11 protein-coding genes, 1 rRNA gene, 1 riboswitch and 1 other annotated feature are annotated in these 17,413 nt (G+C 41.9%); of the genes, 5 read left to right on the top strand and 7 right to left on the bottom strand.

The genetic code is table 11. From position 1 onward, the window contains the following. Positions 1 to 48: 48 nt before the first annotated feature. Both G6R02_RS05890 and G6R02_RS05885 read right to left on the bottom strand, forming a co-directional pair. A 16S ribosomal RNA gene (locus tag G6R02_RS05890) occupies positions 49 to 1,613 on the bottom strand. A 374-nt stretch (positions 1,614 to 1,987) separates the two neighbouring features. Further along, positions 1,988 to 2,296, bottom strand: coding sequence for a rhodanese-like domain-containing protein (locus G6R02_RS05885; protein ID WP_164668310.1), 309 nt, complete (start codon positions 2,294 to 2,296; stop codon positions 1,988 to 1,990). 110 nt (positions 2,297 to 2,406) lie between these two features. Here G6R02_RS05885 and G6R02_RS05880 point away from each other — a divergent pair, with 110 nt between their 5' ends. Next, a complete protein-coding gene (locus G6R02_RS05880) occupies positions 2,407 to 3,162 on the top strand; it encodes a hypothetical protein (protein WP_164668309.1) in 756 nt (251 codons plus the stop codon). Between the two features lie 48 nt (positions 3,163 to 3,210). Here the strand turns inward: G6R02_RS05880 and leuS are convergent, their stop codons facing one another. Continuing rightward, positions 3,211 to 5,625: a leucine--tRNA ligase gene (leuS, locus tag G6R02_RS05875; protein WP_164668308.1), complete on the bottom strand. Its 2,415-nt coding sequence runs from the start codon at positions 5,623 to 5,625 to the stop codon at positions 3,211 to 3,213. A gap of 54 nt (positions 5,626 to 5,679) precedes the next feature. Continuing rightward, positions 5,680 to 5,895 (bottom strand) — a binding site (T-box leader). 122 nt (positions 5,896 to 6,017) lie between these two features. Between leuS and mnmM the strand changes: the two genes are divergently transcribed. Then, positions 6,018 to 6,587: a tRNA 5-(aminomethyl)-2-thiouridylate-methyltransferase MnmM gene (mnmM, locus tag G6R02_RS05870; protein WP_164668307.1), complete on the top strand. Its 570-nt coding sequence runs from the start codon at positions 6,018 to 6,020 to the stop codon at positions 6,585 to 6,587. 24 nt (positions 6,588 to 6,611) lie between these two features. Here the strand turns inward: mnmM and G6R02_RS05865 are convergent, their stop codons facing one another. Beyond that, complete coding sequence (locus G6R02_RS05865; RefSeq protein ID WP_425509020.1) at positions 6,612 to 7,688, bottom strand: tetraprenyl-beta-curcumene synthase family protein; 1,077 nt, start codon at positions 7,686 to 7,688, stop codon at positions 6,612 to 6,614. An 88-nt stretch (positions 7,689 to 7,776) separates the two neighbouring features. On the opposite strand from G6R02_RS05865, the gene G6R02_RS05860 reads away from it, so the two are divergent. Next, on the top strand, positions 7,777 to 8,304 hold the full coding sequence (locus tag G6R02_RS05860) for a gamma carbonic anhydrase (protein ID WP_164668305.1): 528 nt from the start codon (positions 7,777 to 7,779) through the stop codon (positions 8,302 to 8,304). 61 nt (positions 8,305 to 8,365) lie between these two features. After that, positions 8,366 to 9,211: a C39 family peptidase gene (locus tag G6R02_RS05855; RefSeq protein ID WP_164668304.1), complete on the top strand. Its 846-nt coding sequence runs from the start codon at positions 8,366 to 8,368 to the stop codon at positions 9,209 to 9,211. Positions 9,212 to 9,540: 329 nt separating this feature from the next. Here the strand turns inward: G6R02_RS05855 and asnB are convergent, their stop codons facing one another. Further along, entirely contained in the window at positions 9,541 to 11,451 is a 1,911-nt protein-coding gene (gene asnB / locus G6R02_RS05850; protein ID WP_164668303.1) for an asparagine synthase (glutamine-hydrolyzing), read from the bottom strand. A 207-nt stretch (positions 11,452 to 11,658) separates the two neighbouring features. Beyond that, positions 11,659 to 12,858 (bottom strand): methionine adenosyltransferase, encoded by a 1,200-nt coding sequence (gene metK / locus G6R02_RS05845; protein ID WP_164668302.1) that lies wholly within the window; start codon positions 12,856 to 12,858, stop codon positions 11,659 to 11,661. 128 nt (positions 12,859 to 12,986) lie between these two features. After that, positions 12,987 to 13,092: riboswitch (SAM riboswitch) on the bottom strand. 216 nt (positions 13,093 to 13,308) lie between these two features. Between metK and pckA the strand changes: the two genes are divergently transcribed. Then, a complete protein-coding gene (pckA, locus tag G6R02_RS05840; RefSeq protein WP_164668301.1) occupies positions 13,309 to 14,901 on the top strand; it encodes a phosphoenolpyruvate carboxykinase (ATP) in 1,593 nt (530 codons plus the stop codon). Positions 14,902 to 15,299: 398 nt separating this feature from the next. On the opposite strand, the gene G6R02_RS05835 is transcribed toward pckA, so the two are convergent. Beyond that, positions 15,300 to 16,772 carry an IS1182 family transposase gene (locus G6R02_RS05835; protein WP_164668300.1) on the bottom strand — a complete coding sequence of 491 codons (1,473 nt, stop codon included), beginning with the start codon at positions 16,770 to 16,772 and terminating at the stop codon, positions 15,300 to 15,302. Positions 16,773 to 17,413 lie beyond the last annotated feature (641 nt).

Here is a 17,413-nt window from a genome sequence, read left to right as displayed (position 1 = left end):
GGGACTTCGTAAGAAGTCCTGCCCAGCGTTCCATCTAATTATCCTTAGAAAGGAGGTGATCCAGCCGCACCTTCCGATACGGCTACCTTGTTACGACTTCACCCCAATCATTGGCCCCACCTTCGGCGGCTGGCTCCAAAAGGTTACCTCACCGACTTCGGGTGTTGCCAACTCTCGTGGTGTGACGGGCGGTGTGTACAAGGCCCGGGAACGTATTCACCGCGGCATGCTGATCCGCGATTACTAGCGATTCCGGCTTCATGCAGGCGAGTTGCAGCCTGCAGTCCGAACTGAGAATGGTTTTATGGGATTTGCTTCACCTCGCGGCTTCGCTGCCCTTTGTTCCATCCATTGTAGCACGTGTGTAGCCCAGGTCATAAGGGGCATGATGATTTGACGTCATCCCCACCTTCCTCCGGTTTGTCACCGGCAGTCACCTTAGAGTGCCCAACTGAATGCTGGCAACTAAGATCAAGGGTTGCGCTCGTTGCGGGACTTAACCCAACATCTCACGACACGAGCTGACGACAACCATGCACCACCTGTCACTCTGTCCCCGAAGGGAACACTCTATCTCTAGAGCTGTCAGAGGATGTCAAGACCTGGTAAGGTTCTTCGCGTTGCTTCGAATTAAACCACATGCTCCACCGCTTGTGCGGGCCCCCGTCAATTCTTTTGAGTTTCAGCCTTGCGGCCGTACTCCCCAGGCGGAGTGCTTAATGCGTTAACTTCAGCACTAAGGGGCGGAAACCCCCTAACACCTAGCACTCAACGTTTACGGCGTGGACTACCAGGGTATCTAATCCTGTTCGCTCCCCACGCTTTCGCGCCTCAGCGTCAGTTACAGACCAGAGAGTCGCCTTCGCCACTGGTGTTCCTCCACATCTCTACGCATTTCACCGCTACACGTGGAATTCCACTCTCCTCTTCTGCACTCAAGCCCTCCAGTTTCCAATGACCGCTTGCGGTTAAGCCGCAAGATTTCACATCAGACTTAAAAGACCGCCTGCGCGCGCTTTACGCCCAATAATTCCGGACAACGCTTGCCCCCTACGTATTACCGCGGCTGCTGGCACGTAGTTAGCCGGGGCTTTCTGGTCAGGTACCGTCAAGGTACAAGCAGTTACTCTTGTACTTGTTCTTCCCTGACAACAGAGTTTTACGATCCGAAAACCTTCATCACTCACGCGGCGTTGCACCGTCAGACTTTCGTCCATTGCGGATGATTCCCTACTGCTGCCTCCCGTAGGAGTCTGGGCCGTGTCTCAGTCCCAGTGTGGCCGATCACCCTCTCAGGTCGGCTACGCATCGTCGCCTTGGTAAGCTTTTACCTTACCAACTAGCTAATGCGCCGCGGGCCCATCTGTAAGTGACAGCTAAAAGCCGCCTTTCAACTTCAACTCATGCGAGATAAAGTGTTATCCGGTATTAGCCCCGGTTTCCCGGGGTTATCCCAGCCTTACAGGCAGGTTGCCCACGTGTTACTCACCCGTCCGCCGCTCGTTCCACAGGCGCTCACCCCGAAGGGTGATTGCCTGCTTCCCGCGCTCGACTTGCATGTATTAGGCACGCCGCCAGCGTTCGTCCTGAGCCAAGATCAAACTCTCCAAAAAAGTTTGTATATGATTGACACCGTCAACCATATCATTGTCTTAGCTTTAAAAATTGATTCGAGGGTCGAAGCCTTCATTCAGATTACTGTAATCTGACTTCCGACTTCTTACCTCTGACATCTGTTTGGTTGTTTTGTTCAGTTTTCAAGGAGCAATTTCTGCTGTTCATGTCGACAGCGTAAATATTATATCACCAATGATGATTGATGTCAATACAGTAAAATCATCATTTTTTGCTCGTTGTTTTTCAACATTGTTTTGCGTCGCTGTTTTTCAACAGCAAGATTCATAATACTACCGAATACTTTAAATGTCAACGGAATTTTATAATAAAATATTGCATTTCATAAAGGAAGTATTATCCAGAGGCTGGTTTATACAATTACTTCTCCATCCCAATCCTGCATTCCGCCTTCCATACTGGACACTTTAAAGCCACGTTCATCCATAAATGATGCTGCCATCATACTTCTTCTTCCCGAGCGGCATACAAAAATATAGTGTTTATCTTTATCCATTTCATTTGTTGAATGTGGAATCTTATCAAGAGGAATATGCTTTGCATCTTCTATCATCCCTTGGGCAACTTCCTCATCTTCCCTTACATCCACGATTACAATATCCTTATCCTCTTCTATTAATTGTTCTACCTCTTCTGGTGTTACTGTATTTATATGCTCCACTTATACCATCCTTTTTTGCTGTTTTATGTTTTCATCATAACGTCATATGTGAATAGCCTGCAACTATCTAACACAAAATATATGAACTAAACATCAATGAGGTGATATATATGAAATATTTCATCAATATTATTGCTTTGCTCATTTTATTTATACCAATAACAATCACTGCAGCAGAGGAAAAAAACAATGCTCCTTCTCCGCAGCAAATCTCCAAAAATACGGATGATGTGACCGGGGATTCACAAAAAGAAACGATAGTACTGAAAGGAATATTATTTTCCCGGGACACAGACTACTTCATGGATACTTGGGCTACCGTTACATCCACAAACGACCGGAAATGGAAAATACCTTATGAAGGCGGTTATGATCCAAAGTTACAATTTATCGATTTAAATCACGATAATGTCAAAGACATCTTTTATCAAAGTGCAACCGGTGGCAGCGGTGGTTTATATTATTACAAACTTCACACGTTAAAAAACAAACAGTTAAAAGAAATAAAACTGGCGGAGCAATATTATGTGAAAGCCGAATTCAAGGACAATTATAAAGTTGAAGTTCAACTCTCCCCTGAGAAAGAACCTAATATTGTTGATGTCGAAGATCAGGCATCTGAATATATTCAACTTGGCATTTATAACAAGCAGGGAAAATTACTGAAAAAAACTTCAGCAATGATCGACCCCATAGCTTACTATGAACCAGTTCTAATCAGCGAGCGAAAAGGATATGGTTTGAAAAGCTATCAGCAAATAAGCGGAGCATACCACGCAGATCAGTTGGGCACAGTCGAAACACTTTGGTATTACGAAAAAGATAAATGGATAATCTTAAAAACGAAATGGGTCCCTTCCAAGTAATAAAAGGATCTCTTCTTTACATAAAACGAAGAGATCCTTTGCCAATTTTTAATTTGCAACTATATTAACTAATTTACCCGGTACAACAATTACTTTCCTGACTGTTTTACCTTCCAGAAACTCCTGTATTTTCTCATTCTCCAGAGCTTGCTTTTCCAGTTCTTCTTTTGATATGTCTTTTGCCACATTCATTTTGGCCCGGACTTTTCCCATTACCTGAAGTACAATTTCAACCTCATCTTCAACCAGTTTCGTTTGGTCATAAACAGGCCACGCCCTATAGCTGATAGTTTCGGAATGTCCAAGGAGGTTCCATAATTCTTCTGCAATATGTGGTGCGACAGTCGAAAGCATTTTCACAAATCCTTCAACATAATACTTCGGAATCTGATCAGCTTTATACCCTTCATTAATAAATACCATCATTTGTGATATTCCTGTATTAAAGTGAAGGTTTTCAAAGTCTTCCGTTACCTTTTTAACTGTTTCGTGAAATACCTTTTCCATCGAAGAATTCTCAACATTTTCCACTATTTTTTCAGAAGGCTTTCCATCTTCATCAATAATTAACCGCCATACACGATCCAGAAATCTTCGTGCTCCGTCAAGACCGTTTGTTGACCAGGCAACTGCTGCATCAAGCGGTCCCATAAACATTTCATATAATCGAAGTGTGTCGGCTCCATGTGTGGAAACAATATCGTCCGGATTTACTACATTACCTTTGGACTTACTCATTTTTTCATTGCCTTCCCCAAGGATCATACCCTGGTTAAACAACTTCATAAATGGCTCTTTTGTCGGTACAACGCCGATATCATACAGAAACTTATGCCAAAACCTTGCGTATAACAAGTGAAGTACCGCATGCTCTGCACCGCCAATATAAATATCAATTGGCAGCCACTCTTTTAATGCTTTAGGGTCGGCAAGCTGTTCAGAGTTTTTTGGATCAATAAACCGGAGAAAATACCAGCAGCTTCCTGCCCATTGTGGCATTGTACTTGTTTCCCGGCGCCCTTTCATTCCGGTCTTCGGATCTGTTACATTGACCCAGTCACTGTTTGCCAGGGGGGATTCTCCTGTCCCGGAAGGCTTAATATTGTCCATTTCGGGCAATTCCAATGGAAGCTCATCTTCTGGAACAGTAGTCATAGATCCATCTTCCCAATGAATGACAGGTATCGGTTCTCCCCAATAACGCTGTCTTGCAAAAAGCCAGTCACGCAAACGGTAAGTAACCTTCTTCTCGCCCTTACCTTCCGCTTCAAGCCACTCAATCATTTTGGAAATAGCTTCATCTTTACCCAAGCCATTCAGGAAGTCTGAGTTGACATGTTCACCATCTCCTGTATAGGCTTCCCGAGTAATATCTCCACCTGCCACAACCTCGACAATCGACAGTTCAAATTTTGTTGCAAACTCATAGTCACGTTCATCATGCGCAGGTACTGCCATTATTGCCCCGCTTCCATAGCTCATCAGGACATAATCCGCAACCCAGATTGGCATTTTTTCATTATTTGCCGGGTTAATTGCGTATGCACCTGTAAACACACCAGTCTTTTCTTTGGCTAAGTCAGTACGCTCCAAATCAGACTTAGTCTGGATTTCGTTTAAATAAGTACCCACCGCATCTTTCTGCTCAGAAGAAACAATCAGATCAACCAGTGGATGTTCTGGTGCCAGTACAGCGTAAGTTGCTCCAAACAGAGTATCCGGTCTAGTCGTGAAAGCAGTGAACTCCTTATCAAATCCATCAATCTCGAATGTCACTTCAGCACCTTCTGAACGGCCGATCCAATTACGTTGCATATCTTTAATGCTTTCTGGCCATTCTACCTCATCCAGGTCTTCCAGAAGCCGGTCAGCGTATGCAGTAATTTTAAGCATCCATTGTTTCATCGGTTTCCGGATAACCGGATGACCTCCTCGCTCACTTTTTCCGTCAATAACTTCTTCATTCGCAAGGACTGTCCCGAGCGCCGGGCACCAGTTTACTGCTACTTCATCCAAATAGGCCAGCCCGTTTTCATACAGTTTGGTGAAAATCCATTGTGTCCATTTATAGTAGTTCGGATCGGTGGTATTTATTTCACGATCCCAATCATACGAAAATCCAAGTTCATGAATTTGCCGCTTAAATGTTTCTATGTTTTTTTCTGTAAATGCTGCGGGACTGTTACCTGTATCAAGTGCATATTGCTCAGCAGGAAGACCGAATGCATCCCAGCCCATCGGATGAAGCACTTCATACCCCTGCATCCGCTTCATTCGTGAAAAAATATCTGTAGCGGTATAGCCTTCCGGGTGTCCGACATGCAGTCCTGCACCGGACGGATATGGAAACATATCCAATGCATATACCTTTTCTTTCTCCGAAAACGTGTCTGTTTTAAATGTTTTATTTTCCAGCCAATAATCCTGCCATTTCTTTTCTATTTCCTGATGGTTGAAACTCAATTTAGTTGCCTCCTTGTTCACTTTCTATAAAATAAAAAAAGCCACTCATCCCAATAAAGGGACGAGAAGCTGTTTTTCCCGCGGTACCACCCAAATTAACGCTAGCATGCGTTCACTTGTTTATCCTTAACGCAGATTCACGGCAGAAACTACTAACGTTCACTCCTGCAACTTGAAGGTGAGTTCATAAATCGTCAGGAACAGTTTTCACCTGCCACTGCCTCGCTTTACCTGAACAAATTTACTACTAGTCCTTCGCATAGTCGATAGTATATGTATATTGAATTCTAATCAATGTGTGAAGCCTTGTCAAGCATCAAGACGCAATGTTTCTTTTAAGGAAATGAACGTGATAAAATTATATTAGTAATGTACATAAAAGGAGCCCTATTATGATCAGAGGAATTATCAATTACTCCCACTACCTGCTTGGGGAGGCTATCCATAAAGGAGATACCGTTATTGATGCAACATGCGGAAATGGACATGACACTGTTTTTCTAAGTAAACTGGTTGGTGAAACCGGTCATGTCTTCGGATTTGATATCCAGGACAAGGCTGTTAACAATACAAAAGAACGTTTATCTGAAAATCAACTGACCAATACAACAATCATCAAAGACAGTCATAGCAATTTCATTCACCATATTTCAGTTGATAAACTGACAAGGCTGGGTGGAGCGATATTTAATCTTGGCTATCTGCCCGGCAGTGACAAATCAATCATCACCAGAAGTGAGTCAACCATCCTGGCAATTGAAGGAATCCTGTCACATATGAAGCAAAACGGTATTGTTGTACTGGTTGTCTACCACGGTCACCAAGGTGGAGAAAAAGAAAAGGAGCAACTGTTAAGATACACTCGCCTGCTGGACCAGAAACAATTTCATGTACTGTGTTATGGATTCATTAACCAAAAAAATGACCCGCCATTTATATTGGCAATTCAAAAGCGTAATTGAACGTTGCCATCAACTAAACCCGGTTTATCCCCGGGTTTTCTTGACCTTATGATAAAGTTTTGTGTTCCAGTGAAAAAACCTTGCACTGCTTCCGCTGACACGTAGTAACTTTTCTTTCATTGCGATCCCGTTCTCAAGCCTGTTGACTTTCGGGTCGCCTAAATATAACCCAACAAGCCCCTGGCAAACCATGTCGTGAAAATTTTTATCAGGCAATGACTGGATTTCTTTACCTGCCTGTTCGATAAAATAAATAAACCGTTCCTTCATTGCTTCCTGATTTTTATAAAAACAGCAGAAATTCAGGTCCTTCTCTTCTCTGTCTTCTTCCTGATCAATATAATAATCCAGTAAAATATGTAACCCCTGCATAAAAGGAAAATAGCTATGAAATATGTTCTCGGCCAATCCCTTGCTCATTTTGCCACCTAATGTATAGGACACAAGGCAAAATATACCCAACGTTGAACCGGCTGCGGCAGAAAATTCATACCACGCCAACTGTGATAAATCCCCTTTATTTGCTTCAAACCATTCCGTTAACCGGGGGATTCGTTCGTCCACTTTGACATGTTTATATACTTGAAGATCTCCGTATAATCCTTCCAGGTTTAGAAGATAATCTTGAATAAGTTCTTGTTTTTCCAGGTTCCGTACCGTCTTTTGACAAGTACGAATAAGATCCGATAAATATTCACCATCTGATGTTTCTTCCCGTAATGCATAATAATTTTTCATCGGATTTCCAGGGTTCAATGCATCGACCATCGCTTCATGCAATAGGCGAAAATCATTCGGGTCCATAGAAGTACTCCGATCACATAGGTTGTCCAGATAGTCACTTATTGTTTGATAAGCAACTATAAAACGGATGGCATCTCTCCACCTGAATCCGGCCAGCAATGCAAAAACTGCTCCGCCCAGACAATGAAACCGTTTCGATTCAATACTTGCAAGTGCCTGTGTCCGTAATTCATCATCCGGAATCTGTTTGGCCCGTTTTTCCCAAAAGGCTAATTCCTGGTTAACTGCCGGGAAAATTTTTCGGTAAACTGCTGCCATTAATGTTACTGATGTTTTCGGTATGTTGTAGCCCAACACCCACTCCTCCAATTCAGATGCATTCATGATAGGTTCAGGAAATATTTGTTATACTACATATATCACCATAATTTTTAGGGGGATTCAAATGATACAGCCTTATAAAAATACAGAACCTCAAATTGATAAATCCGTTTTTATTGCAAACGACGCCACAGTTGTTGGTGATGTGAAAATCGATGAACAGTCAAGTATATGGTTCAAAACCGTTATTCGAGGAGATGTTGCACCAACACGAATTGGCAAACGCGTCAACATTCAGGACCTTTCTTTAATTTACCAAAGTCCCAACTTGCCGGTTACTGTTGAAGATGGTGTCACTGTTGGCCATCAGGTAACACTACATGCATGCACCATTCGCAACAACGCACTTGTTGGAATGGGATCTGTCATTCTTGATGGGGCTGAAATCGGCGAACATGCTTTTATCGGTGCAGGAAGTTTAGTACCTCCGGGTAAAAAAATCCCACCTCACTCATTGGCATTCGGCAGACCTGTGAAGGTTGTCCGTAAACTTGCACAAAAAGATTATGATGAAATGGAACGCGTACGAAATTCATACGTGGAAAAAGGGCATTACTATAAGCATAACACCAGCCTCGGATTGGAATTATAAACTTTACATTTTAATACCCTCAACCGAAATAAAGAGTATAATTACCATGGAGTGTTCAAATATGTTTATACATTTATTCCTGCTGTCCTGTTTAATTGCACTTATTTTTATTTTGCTGAGCAGTAAAATCACCTTAAATTGGGTGAAAAAGTCATTTCAACTATATGGGACTGCATTCATGGTAACAGCATTTCTAATAGGTGTTGTTTATGTGAATGAAAATAAAGCGGCTTTCGCCCGTGATACAGTGAAAGCTGATACGCACATTGTTAAGCCAACTGAGAAATATATTTCACAATATGAAATTAAAGGTTCCGTTCACCTTGACGCACCACACATTAAGCAATTACCGGAGCTGCCACGTGGCTGCGAGGTAACAAGTCTTGGCATGCTGCTAAAGTATAGTGGGGTCGATGTGGATAAAATGGAACTTGCTGAACGAGTCAAAAAGGATAAAACACCATACCAAACGACTAAAAACGGCGTCTACTTCGGTAATCCAAATAACGGGTTTGTTGGTGATATGTATTCATTTGATAATCCCGGACTTGGGGTCTACCATGGACCAATTGCGGACCTCGCTGCTCAGTATGTCGGCATTGAGCGTGTGTACGATTTTACCGGAAGGAACTTTTCAGAAATAATTAATCAGCTCAATCAAAATCGTCCTGTTTGGGTAATTATAAATGCGGAATATAATAAACTGCCTGAAACGTTTTTTACAACATGGCAAACAGAAGATGGTCCAATTGATATAACCATGAAAGAACATTCCGTTTTAATTACTGGTTATGATCAAGAATATATTTATTTTAATGATCCGTTAAACCGGGAAGAAAAGGCGCCAATCAACGAATTTAAAGCTGCATGGATTCAAATGGGAAAACAGGCGATAACGGTCTTCTAAACCGTATCGCCTGTTTTTTTAAGACTGTTTTCGTATAGATTGTTGCCGACTAGTGATGTGGCATCATGCGTTTTTCTATAACGATTTCTAGTCCAGCCAATGGATTCATAACGTAAAACCAGCGGAGGAAATACGCTGAGACTCCTGTGGGAGCAGAGGCCTAGATGAGACTCCGCAGTGACGAAGGAACAAGGAGGCTCATCAGCCGCCCACGGAAAGCGAAGTGTATTTCCGCAGCGGTGTTGTAGCACTCAACTCTATTCAAAGTAGTTCGCAGTATATATCTACAACGAGGTTGGAATGCAACAAACTTACGAGAAAAGGCTAATTTAAAGTGAAGCGGTTATTTCTTTAATATGACTATCTGGTTTACTTAACTCATCAATATCAAACTTATTTTCAACAAAGATTTGATGCCACAGCATGAACATCAGAACGGTCCAGATTTTTCGGCTGTAATCACCTTTGCCCTGACAATGCGCATCAAGCAAATCAAGGACATATGACTTGTACAGCAAATAATCGGTCTGGCTTTCCTGAATCAGTTGTTTTGCCCAGCTGTTAAGCTCATTTTTTAGCCAATGACGGATTGGAACCGGGAATCCAAGTTTTTTGCGGTCAAGCACGTGGTCCGGAATAATTCCACGCGACGCCTCACGCAGAATACTTTTCGTCGTGCCGTTCGCAATTTTCATATCGACAGGAATTTCACGGGCAACACTAAACACTTCTTTATCTAGAAAAGGAACACGCAGCTCAAGTGAGTTTGCCATCGTCATCTTATCGGCCTTCAGTAAAATATCACCGCGCATCCATGTATGAATATCAACGTATTGCATCTGGTTAACAAGCGGGTAATCCTGCACATGATCAAACAGTTTCCCAGTAATATTCTGATACGATAAATTTTCATTGAAATGCTTCATTAGTTGACGTTTTTCCTCGTCTTCAAACATTTTTGCATTCCCGATATAACGCTCACGCAATGGGGTTGTTCCCCGCTCCAGAAAGCTCTTTCCGCGCACTCCTTCAGGCATTACATCTGCTACCCGGGCCAGAAGATGTTTTGCCGGCGTCGGTACAGAATTAAACATTTTCAGTGATTCCGGCTCACGGTAAATGTTATATCCTCCAAACAATTCATCGGACCCTTCACCTGACAACACAACAGTAACGTGTTTCCGTGCTTCACGGGCAAGGAAGTACAGTGGTACACATGATGGATCAGCTAACGGATCATCCATATGCCACATAATTTTCGGCAGCTTTTCGATGTATTCTTCGGGTGGAATAATATATGAAATATTTTCGACACCTAATCTTTCAGCAGTTTCTTTTGCAACGTCAACTTCCGAATAGCCTTCCCGCTCAAATCCCACCGAGAACGTCTTAATATTCGGGTTAAATTTTTTTGCCATTGCAACAATAATTGTCGAATCAATCCCACCGGATAAAAATGATCCAACCGGAACGTCACTGCGCATATGCACATTGACCGAATCATACATAACATCCTGAATCCGCCTGATCCAGTCCTGCTTGTCCATTAAAACCGGTGTAAACGTTGCATGCCAATAACGTTCAAATTTCATCGGCTTGTCTGGTTTTTTGATAAAATAATGTCCCGGTTCAACCTTGTTAACTCCTTTCGTCATCGTCATTGGTTCCGGAACGAACTGAAAACTTAAATAGTGCTGTAATGCATCATTATCGACTTCTTCGTTTTCCATGAACAATGCAATGCTTTTCTTTTCCGAAGCAAAAACCGTGCCTTCATCCGTTTCATGGTAAAACAACGGCTTAATGCCGAACGGATCCCGGGCTCCATAAAGTGTCTCCTGCTCCTTGTCCCAAACAAGAATGGAAAACATGCCTCTTAAATATTGAAAGGCATTTTCTTTATGTTTTGCAAACAATGCGGCAATAACTTCTGTATCAGACTCTGTTGCGAATTCATAGCCTTCCTCCAGTAACTCCTTGCGTAACTCCACATAATTATAAATCTCACCATTAAAAATAAGCCATATTTTATCATCATCGTAACTCAATGGCTGGTGTCCGCATTCCAGATCTATAATACTTAGCCTTCTAAAACCGAATGATATGTATTCATCATGATAATATCCTTCATCATCAGGTCCTCTATGGCTAATGATATTGTTTTGCTTTTTAAATAAATTTTTACTTTCATCGTTCGGGGTACTTGGGTTACTCCGAATCATACCGATAAAACCACACATTGCTTCTGCCTCGCTTTCGTGTTGAATCCTTCAAATTATATCATAAATGACTGGAAAAAATATATACATTACTTTGGTATACAGTTTTCCGCTATTGCTCAGTGCGGTAAACACATACATAAATAGTATACGAAAATAATTCGCTCAATAAAATAGCATACCAATCATTATGAGATTTGGTATGCTACCAACCGGTTTCCACTGAAATTATTGTTTTACTAATGCCTGCAATTCTTCTGTCTTATCTGTTTTTTCCCATGGGAACAGGATATCTGTTCTGCCAAAATGACCATATGCTGCAGTATTTCTGAATATTGGACGCTGCAAATCGAGCATTCGGATGATTCCCGCCGGGCGTAGATCAAATAATTTACGCACTGCTGCAACCAATTCTTCTTCACTGACAACACCCGTTCCAAATGTATTAATGGAAATCGAAACAGGTTCGGCAACTCCAATTGCATACGCGAGCTGAACTTCACATGTTTTTGCCAGATCGGCAGCAACAATATTTTTAGCAACATAACGTGCTGCATATGCTGCTGAACGGTCCACCTTAGTGGAATCCTTGCCACTGAAAGCTCCCCCGCCATGGCGTGCATATCCACCGTACGTATCAACAATTATTTTTCGGCCGGTCAAACCCGCATCTCCCTGCGGCCCGCCAATGACGAAGCGGCCTGTCGGGTTAATAATATACTTTGTCGTATCATCCAGCAGACCTGCTGGCACAACTGGACGAATTACATGTTCAATCAGATCCGATTCAATCTGTTCCCTCTTAATATCCTGATGGTGCTGAGTTGAAATGACGATCGTATCCACTTTAACCGGGTTATCGTTTTCATCATACTCAATCGTGACTTGTGTTTTACCATCAGGGCGCAAATAATCCAATACTTTTTCTTTACGCATATCTGCAAGCCTTTTTGCCAGTTTATGGGCAAGTGAAATAGGCAACGGCATTAATTCATTTGTCTCATCACAGGCGAATCCAAACATCAATCCCTGGTCACCAGCACCGATTGATGCTATCTCTTCATCACTCATTTTCCCTTGACGAGCTTCCAATGCAGTATCAACCCCGCCTGCAATATCAGCAGATTGTTCATCAATGGCTGTCAGCACTGCGCATGTTTCAGCGTCAAAGCCGTATTTTGCCCGAGTATAGCCGATATCCTTAATTGTTTGACGAACGATTGCAGGAATATCCACATAAGTAGTAGTAGTAATTTCCCCTGAGACTAATACTAAGCCTGTTGTTACTGTTGTCTCGCAGGCTACCCTTGCATTTGGGTCTTTTGATAAAATTTCATCCAGTATCGCATCTGAAATCTGATCACATATTTTATCCGGATGTCCTTCCGTTACAGATTCAGATGTAAATAAACGACGATTTACAGCCATGTGGCTAAATCCTCCCTTTGAATTGTGGTACGGAACTCTATCTTTTCAGTATATGTTTTGTTAAACTTTTCTATATAAAAACAAAAATCCTTTCCTGCAATCATGAGGAAAGGAATTGTGGCCTTTCGCTCTTATTGTTCAAGGAAAATCCTTGCACCAGATTAGCACCTTTTCACCTTAGTGACGGTTGCCGGGCTTCATTGGGTCTGTCCCTCCACCAACTCTGAATAAGAGAGTATCCGTTCGAAAATTATCGTAACGAATTAACACTATCATGTCAACTATTTATCGATTCCCAACACTAATGTCATCAAAGTTTCATATAAATAATCTTATTAATAGTATGGACTAATGTAATTAATGTGTTATACTAATAGCATATTTAAATAATCTGACTTGGAATGCTAATGACTTCCATACAAATCCATCTGAAAAAGGCAGGTATCAAAAATGAAAACGGTGGAACAATCGCTTTTATTGAAAGATTTACTTTCGCATAACAATTTACAAAGGAACCTGGCTGTGCCTCGCTTAGTAGAAAAAATACGTTCAAGAGGTGAGGGAGTATTAACTGCAACAGGAGCAGTCAGGGCTACTACAGGAAAATATACAGGTCGTTCCCCAAAGGATAAATTTATCGTACGTGACGAAGAATGTGAAGAATTTATAGATTGGGGACTTGTAAACCAGGCAATTGATGAAGAGTCATTTGATAAATTACATGAAAAAGTTGTTGCTTACTTAAAAGATAAAAATGAAATATTCCTGTTCAATGGATTTGCAGGGGCAGATGCAAAATACCGCCTGCCAATTCAGGTAATTAATGAATATGCATGGCATAACCTATTTGCCCGTCAATTATTTATTACACCAACTGATGAAGAATTAAAAGACCATCAATCAGAGTTTACTATTGTGTCTGCTCCTACATTTAAAGCAGATCCGGAAGTGGACGGTACAAATTCCGAAACATTTATTCTCGTTTCATTTAAAAAACGAGTCATCTTAATTGGCGGTACCGAGTATGCTGGTGAAATCAAAAAATCCATTTTTTCTGTCATGAATTACTTACTTCCCCGACAGGACATATTATCAATGCACTGTTCAGCCAATGTCGGACAGGAAGGTGACGTAGCTTTGTTCTTCGGGCTTTCAGGAACGGGCAAAACGACATTATCAGCAGATCCGTACCGACGCCTTATTGGTGATGACGAGCACGGCTGGAGTCCGAATGGTATTTTTAACATTGAAGGCGGCTGTTACGCCAAATGTATTAATCTATCACAGGAAAAAGAACCGCAAATTTATAATGCAATCCGATTCGGTTCCGTGCTTGAAAACGTAGTCCTTGATGACGAATCACGTGAACCTGATTATGATGATACATCCTTGACAGAAAACACTCGTGCAGCCTATCCGCTGGAAAACATTGATAATATTGTTTCACCAAGTGTAGCCGGGCATCCAAACACAATCATTTTTTTAACTGCTGATGCATCCGGAACACTGCCGCCAATCAGCAAGCTGACAAAAGAACAGGCAATGTACCATTTTCTGAGTGGATACACGAGTAAACTTGCTGGTACAGAACGTGGTGTAACAGAGCCACAGGCAACATTCTCAGCCTGTTTTGGTTCACCATTCCTGCCACTTGCGCCATCAACATATGCGAACATGCTTGGTGAGAAAATTGACCAGTACAATTCAAATGTATTCCTGGTAAATACAGGATGGACTGGTGGTTCATATGGCGTTGGTAAACGCATGAAACTTTCTTATACCAGGGCAATGGTACACTCCGCACTCGAAGGTGAACTTAATTCAGCTGAAACAACCAAGGATGACATCTTTGGGTTGGAAATCCCAATGCATGTACCTGGTGTACCTGATGAAGTTTTAGTACCAATAAACACATGGGCAGATAAAGCTGCTTATGAAGAAGAAGCAAAATCACTCGCAAAGAAATTTCATGAGAACTTTAAAAAGTTCAAACTTGCAAGTGATGAAATCAAGCAAGCAGGTCCAATTTGGAAACCTGAATAACAACCGTTTCCTCATCCCAAAAGGATTTTAAAATATGAAGGAAAAAGTCGTCAGTTGATCCTGACAACCGGTCTCGTTTTTCGAGGCCGGTTTTTTTATATATTGATTTTTAATAGGTCTGTTTTCGCGTAAATTGTTGCTGCCTGAGAACGCAATTGACATAAAATGCGAACTACTTTAAAAACAGTTGAGAGTAAAAACACCGCTGCGGAAATACACTTCGCTTTCCATGGGCGGCTGTTGAGCCCTCTTCGTGCTTACGCACTCAGATGTCTCATCTAGGAGTCTGTCCGACGAAGTAACTTAAATTGTTTTATCGAACCGATTTCTTGTAAAACTTTTATCTAAAAGCTGTTTTTGAAGGAAATAGGGCCTAAACACACCCCTGTTGTAGTCCATTATGCTGCTTTTTTCTGATTTTGGACATACTTCTTCCGTTCATCCACTTTAGGTTTTTTGGAATGTTTGAGGGTATGAAGTTTTCTTAGGTTATGGCTCAGTGCGAGCAGCTCGAACTCACCTTCCACTTTATCTTTTCCACGGAGGTGAAATTGTCGGAATCCCTGGCATTCCTTGATTTGACCAAATACCGGCTCTACAATCGCTTTGCGTTGCTTGTAAATAGCTTTTCCTTCGTCACTTTGGACCTTTGTTCTCATAGATTCACGAACAGGATCGGCTTCCGTACGTGTCATGGTTCGCTTTCCGGATTTAGATTTAGCCTTTACGCATTCACGTTGAAAAGGACATTCCGGGCATGCTTGGCATTCATAAATCCATTGGGTGGGTTTCTTCTCATTGTTCTTGTATTTAATTTTTTTGAGATCCATTTTCTTGCCTATAGGGCAGATATACGTTTCTTGGTCTGGATCATAGGTGAAATTTGATTTGTCATATGGGTTCCCGGTTTGTTTGCTTTCTTTGGTCGCTGCAATATAAGCGTCCGTTCCATATGCTTCCGCTTGTTGGATATTGTCAGCACTAAAATAACCAGCGTCCGCTGTGACCTTTTCCGGCACCGTTCCTGTATTCTCTTGAATGGAAGATAAGACATCTTCAAACTGTCCTTGATCGCTGGAATTTTGACTCATTTTATAACCAACAATCAACCCATTGTCGGAATCAACCGCAATTTGGGGATTGTAGCCTTGTATAACACCCTGGGTTTTCGTGTTCATAATCCGTGAATCTTCATCTGTGAAATTAACCTGGTCTTTTTCGGGCGTCGCGGAAGAAGCTTCCGGTTTACGTTCTTTCAGTTGTTGCAGTGCACCCTTAATGGTTTCCAATCGTTGTTGACGGTCTTGTATACCTTGGTGTCGGGGGTCTTCCGGTTCATCTTCCATTTCAAGTTCATCTTGTTCCTGTGCTTTTTCCAATGTTTCGGTGATTTCCCTTTCCAGGCGCTCAAGTTCTTTTTTCATGCGGCCTCGGGACATTGCTTTATGTTTGGAAGCATGGGCTTTGATCTTGGAACCGTCAATACTTACATGCCCAAGGGAAATATGGCCAAGTTCCTGTGCAATTTGCACGATTTGGCTAAATAAGCCAGCCAAAGTTTTCAAATTGTTCTTGCGAAAATCACTGATCGTACGGTGATCAGGCTTCTGACCAGCAGCCAACCATCGAAAAGGAATATTTTCACGAACGGCAATCCCTAATTTACGGGAAGAAAAAAACCCTTCCGCATAGCCATAAAATAATATCTTGATTAGCAACTTCGGATGGTAAGCTTCTTCTCCTTGATGCGTATATTGATTCATGATTTCCGAAAGATCCAACTGTTCGACAATGTCACTAATGGAACGAGCCAAATGGTCCCCCGAAATCAGATCTCCAAAGTACGTCGGAATCATTTCCCCTTGTTCCATTAAATACGGTTTAAACTTGGCCATCCGAGATACCCCTTTCTTTTTTTACGAACATTTAGATTCTACATGTAGAGTTCGAGATAAGAGAAGGTATTCCTGCTTGGTTTTGACAAATTATTCATTCCGTCGGACAGACTCCTAGGCCTTTCCTCCCACAGGAGTCTCAGCGTATTTCCTCCGCTAAGTTTTTGCTTTTAACCATCTGGTTAGAGTAAGATATTTAAACTCACCAAACCAGCAGCTGGAATATGAGAAATTCCCCGAAAAGTAAAACCACTTTTTTTATGCGATGTGCCACTGTCCAGCTTTCCTTGTCAACTAGAAGAGCAAGCTAGAAGGTTGGGACATAACGAAAACGTGTAACAGAAAAAACGAACAACGCACGAAACCAGCGTAGGAAATATACGTAGACTCCTGCGGGAAGAAAAGCCTAGGTGAGACTACGAAACGCGATAGCGATTCGGAGGCTCACCAGCTTCCCGCGGAAAGCGAAGTATATTTCCGGAGCGGTGTCATAGCACTCAACCGTAGTTCGCATTATATGGAAATTGAGAAATAGATTCCATTCTTCAAAATAACGTAAATAATAAGAGTCTTTAAAATCAGCCTTAAAAAACAATAAATAGGCATTCACACATTTT

This window comes from Virgibacillus doumboii, from assembly GCF_902806455.1.
GTDB classification, from domain to species: domain Bacteria; phylum Bacillota; class Bacilli; order Bacillales; family Amphibacillaceae; genus Lentibacillus; species Lentibacillus doumboii.
Note: the sequence above shows the minus strand (reverse complement) of the source record. Positions and strands in the feature narration are given on the sequence as shown.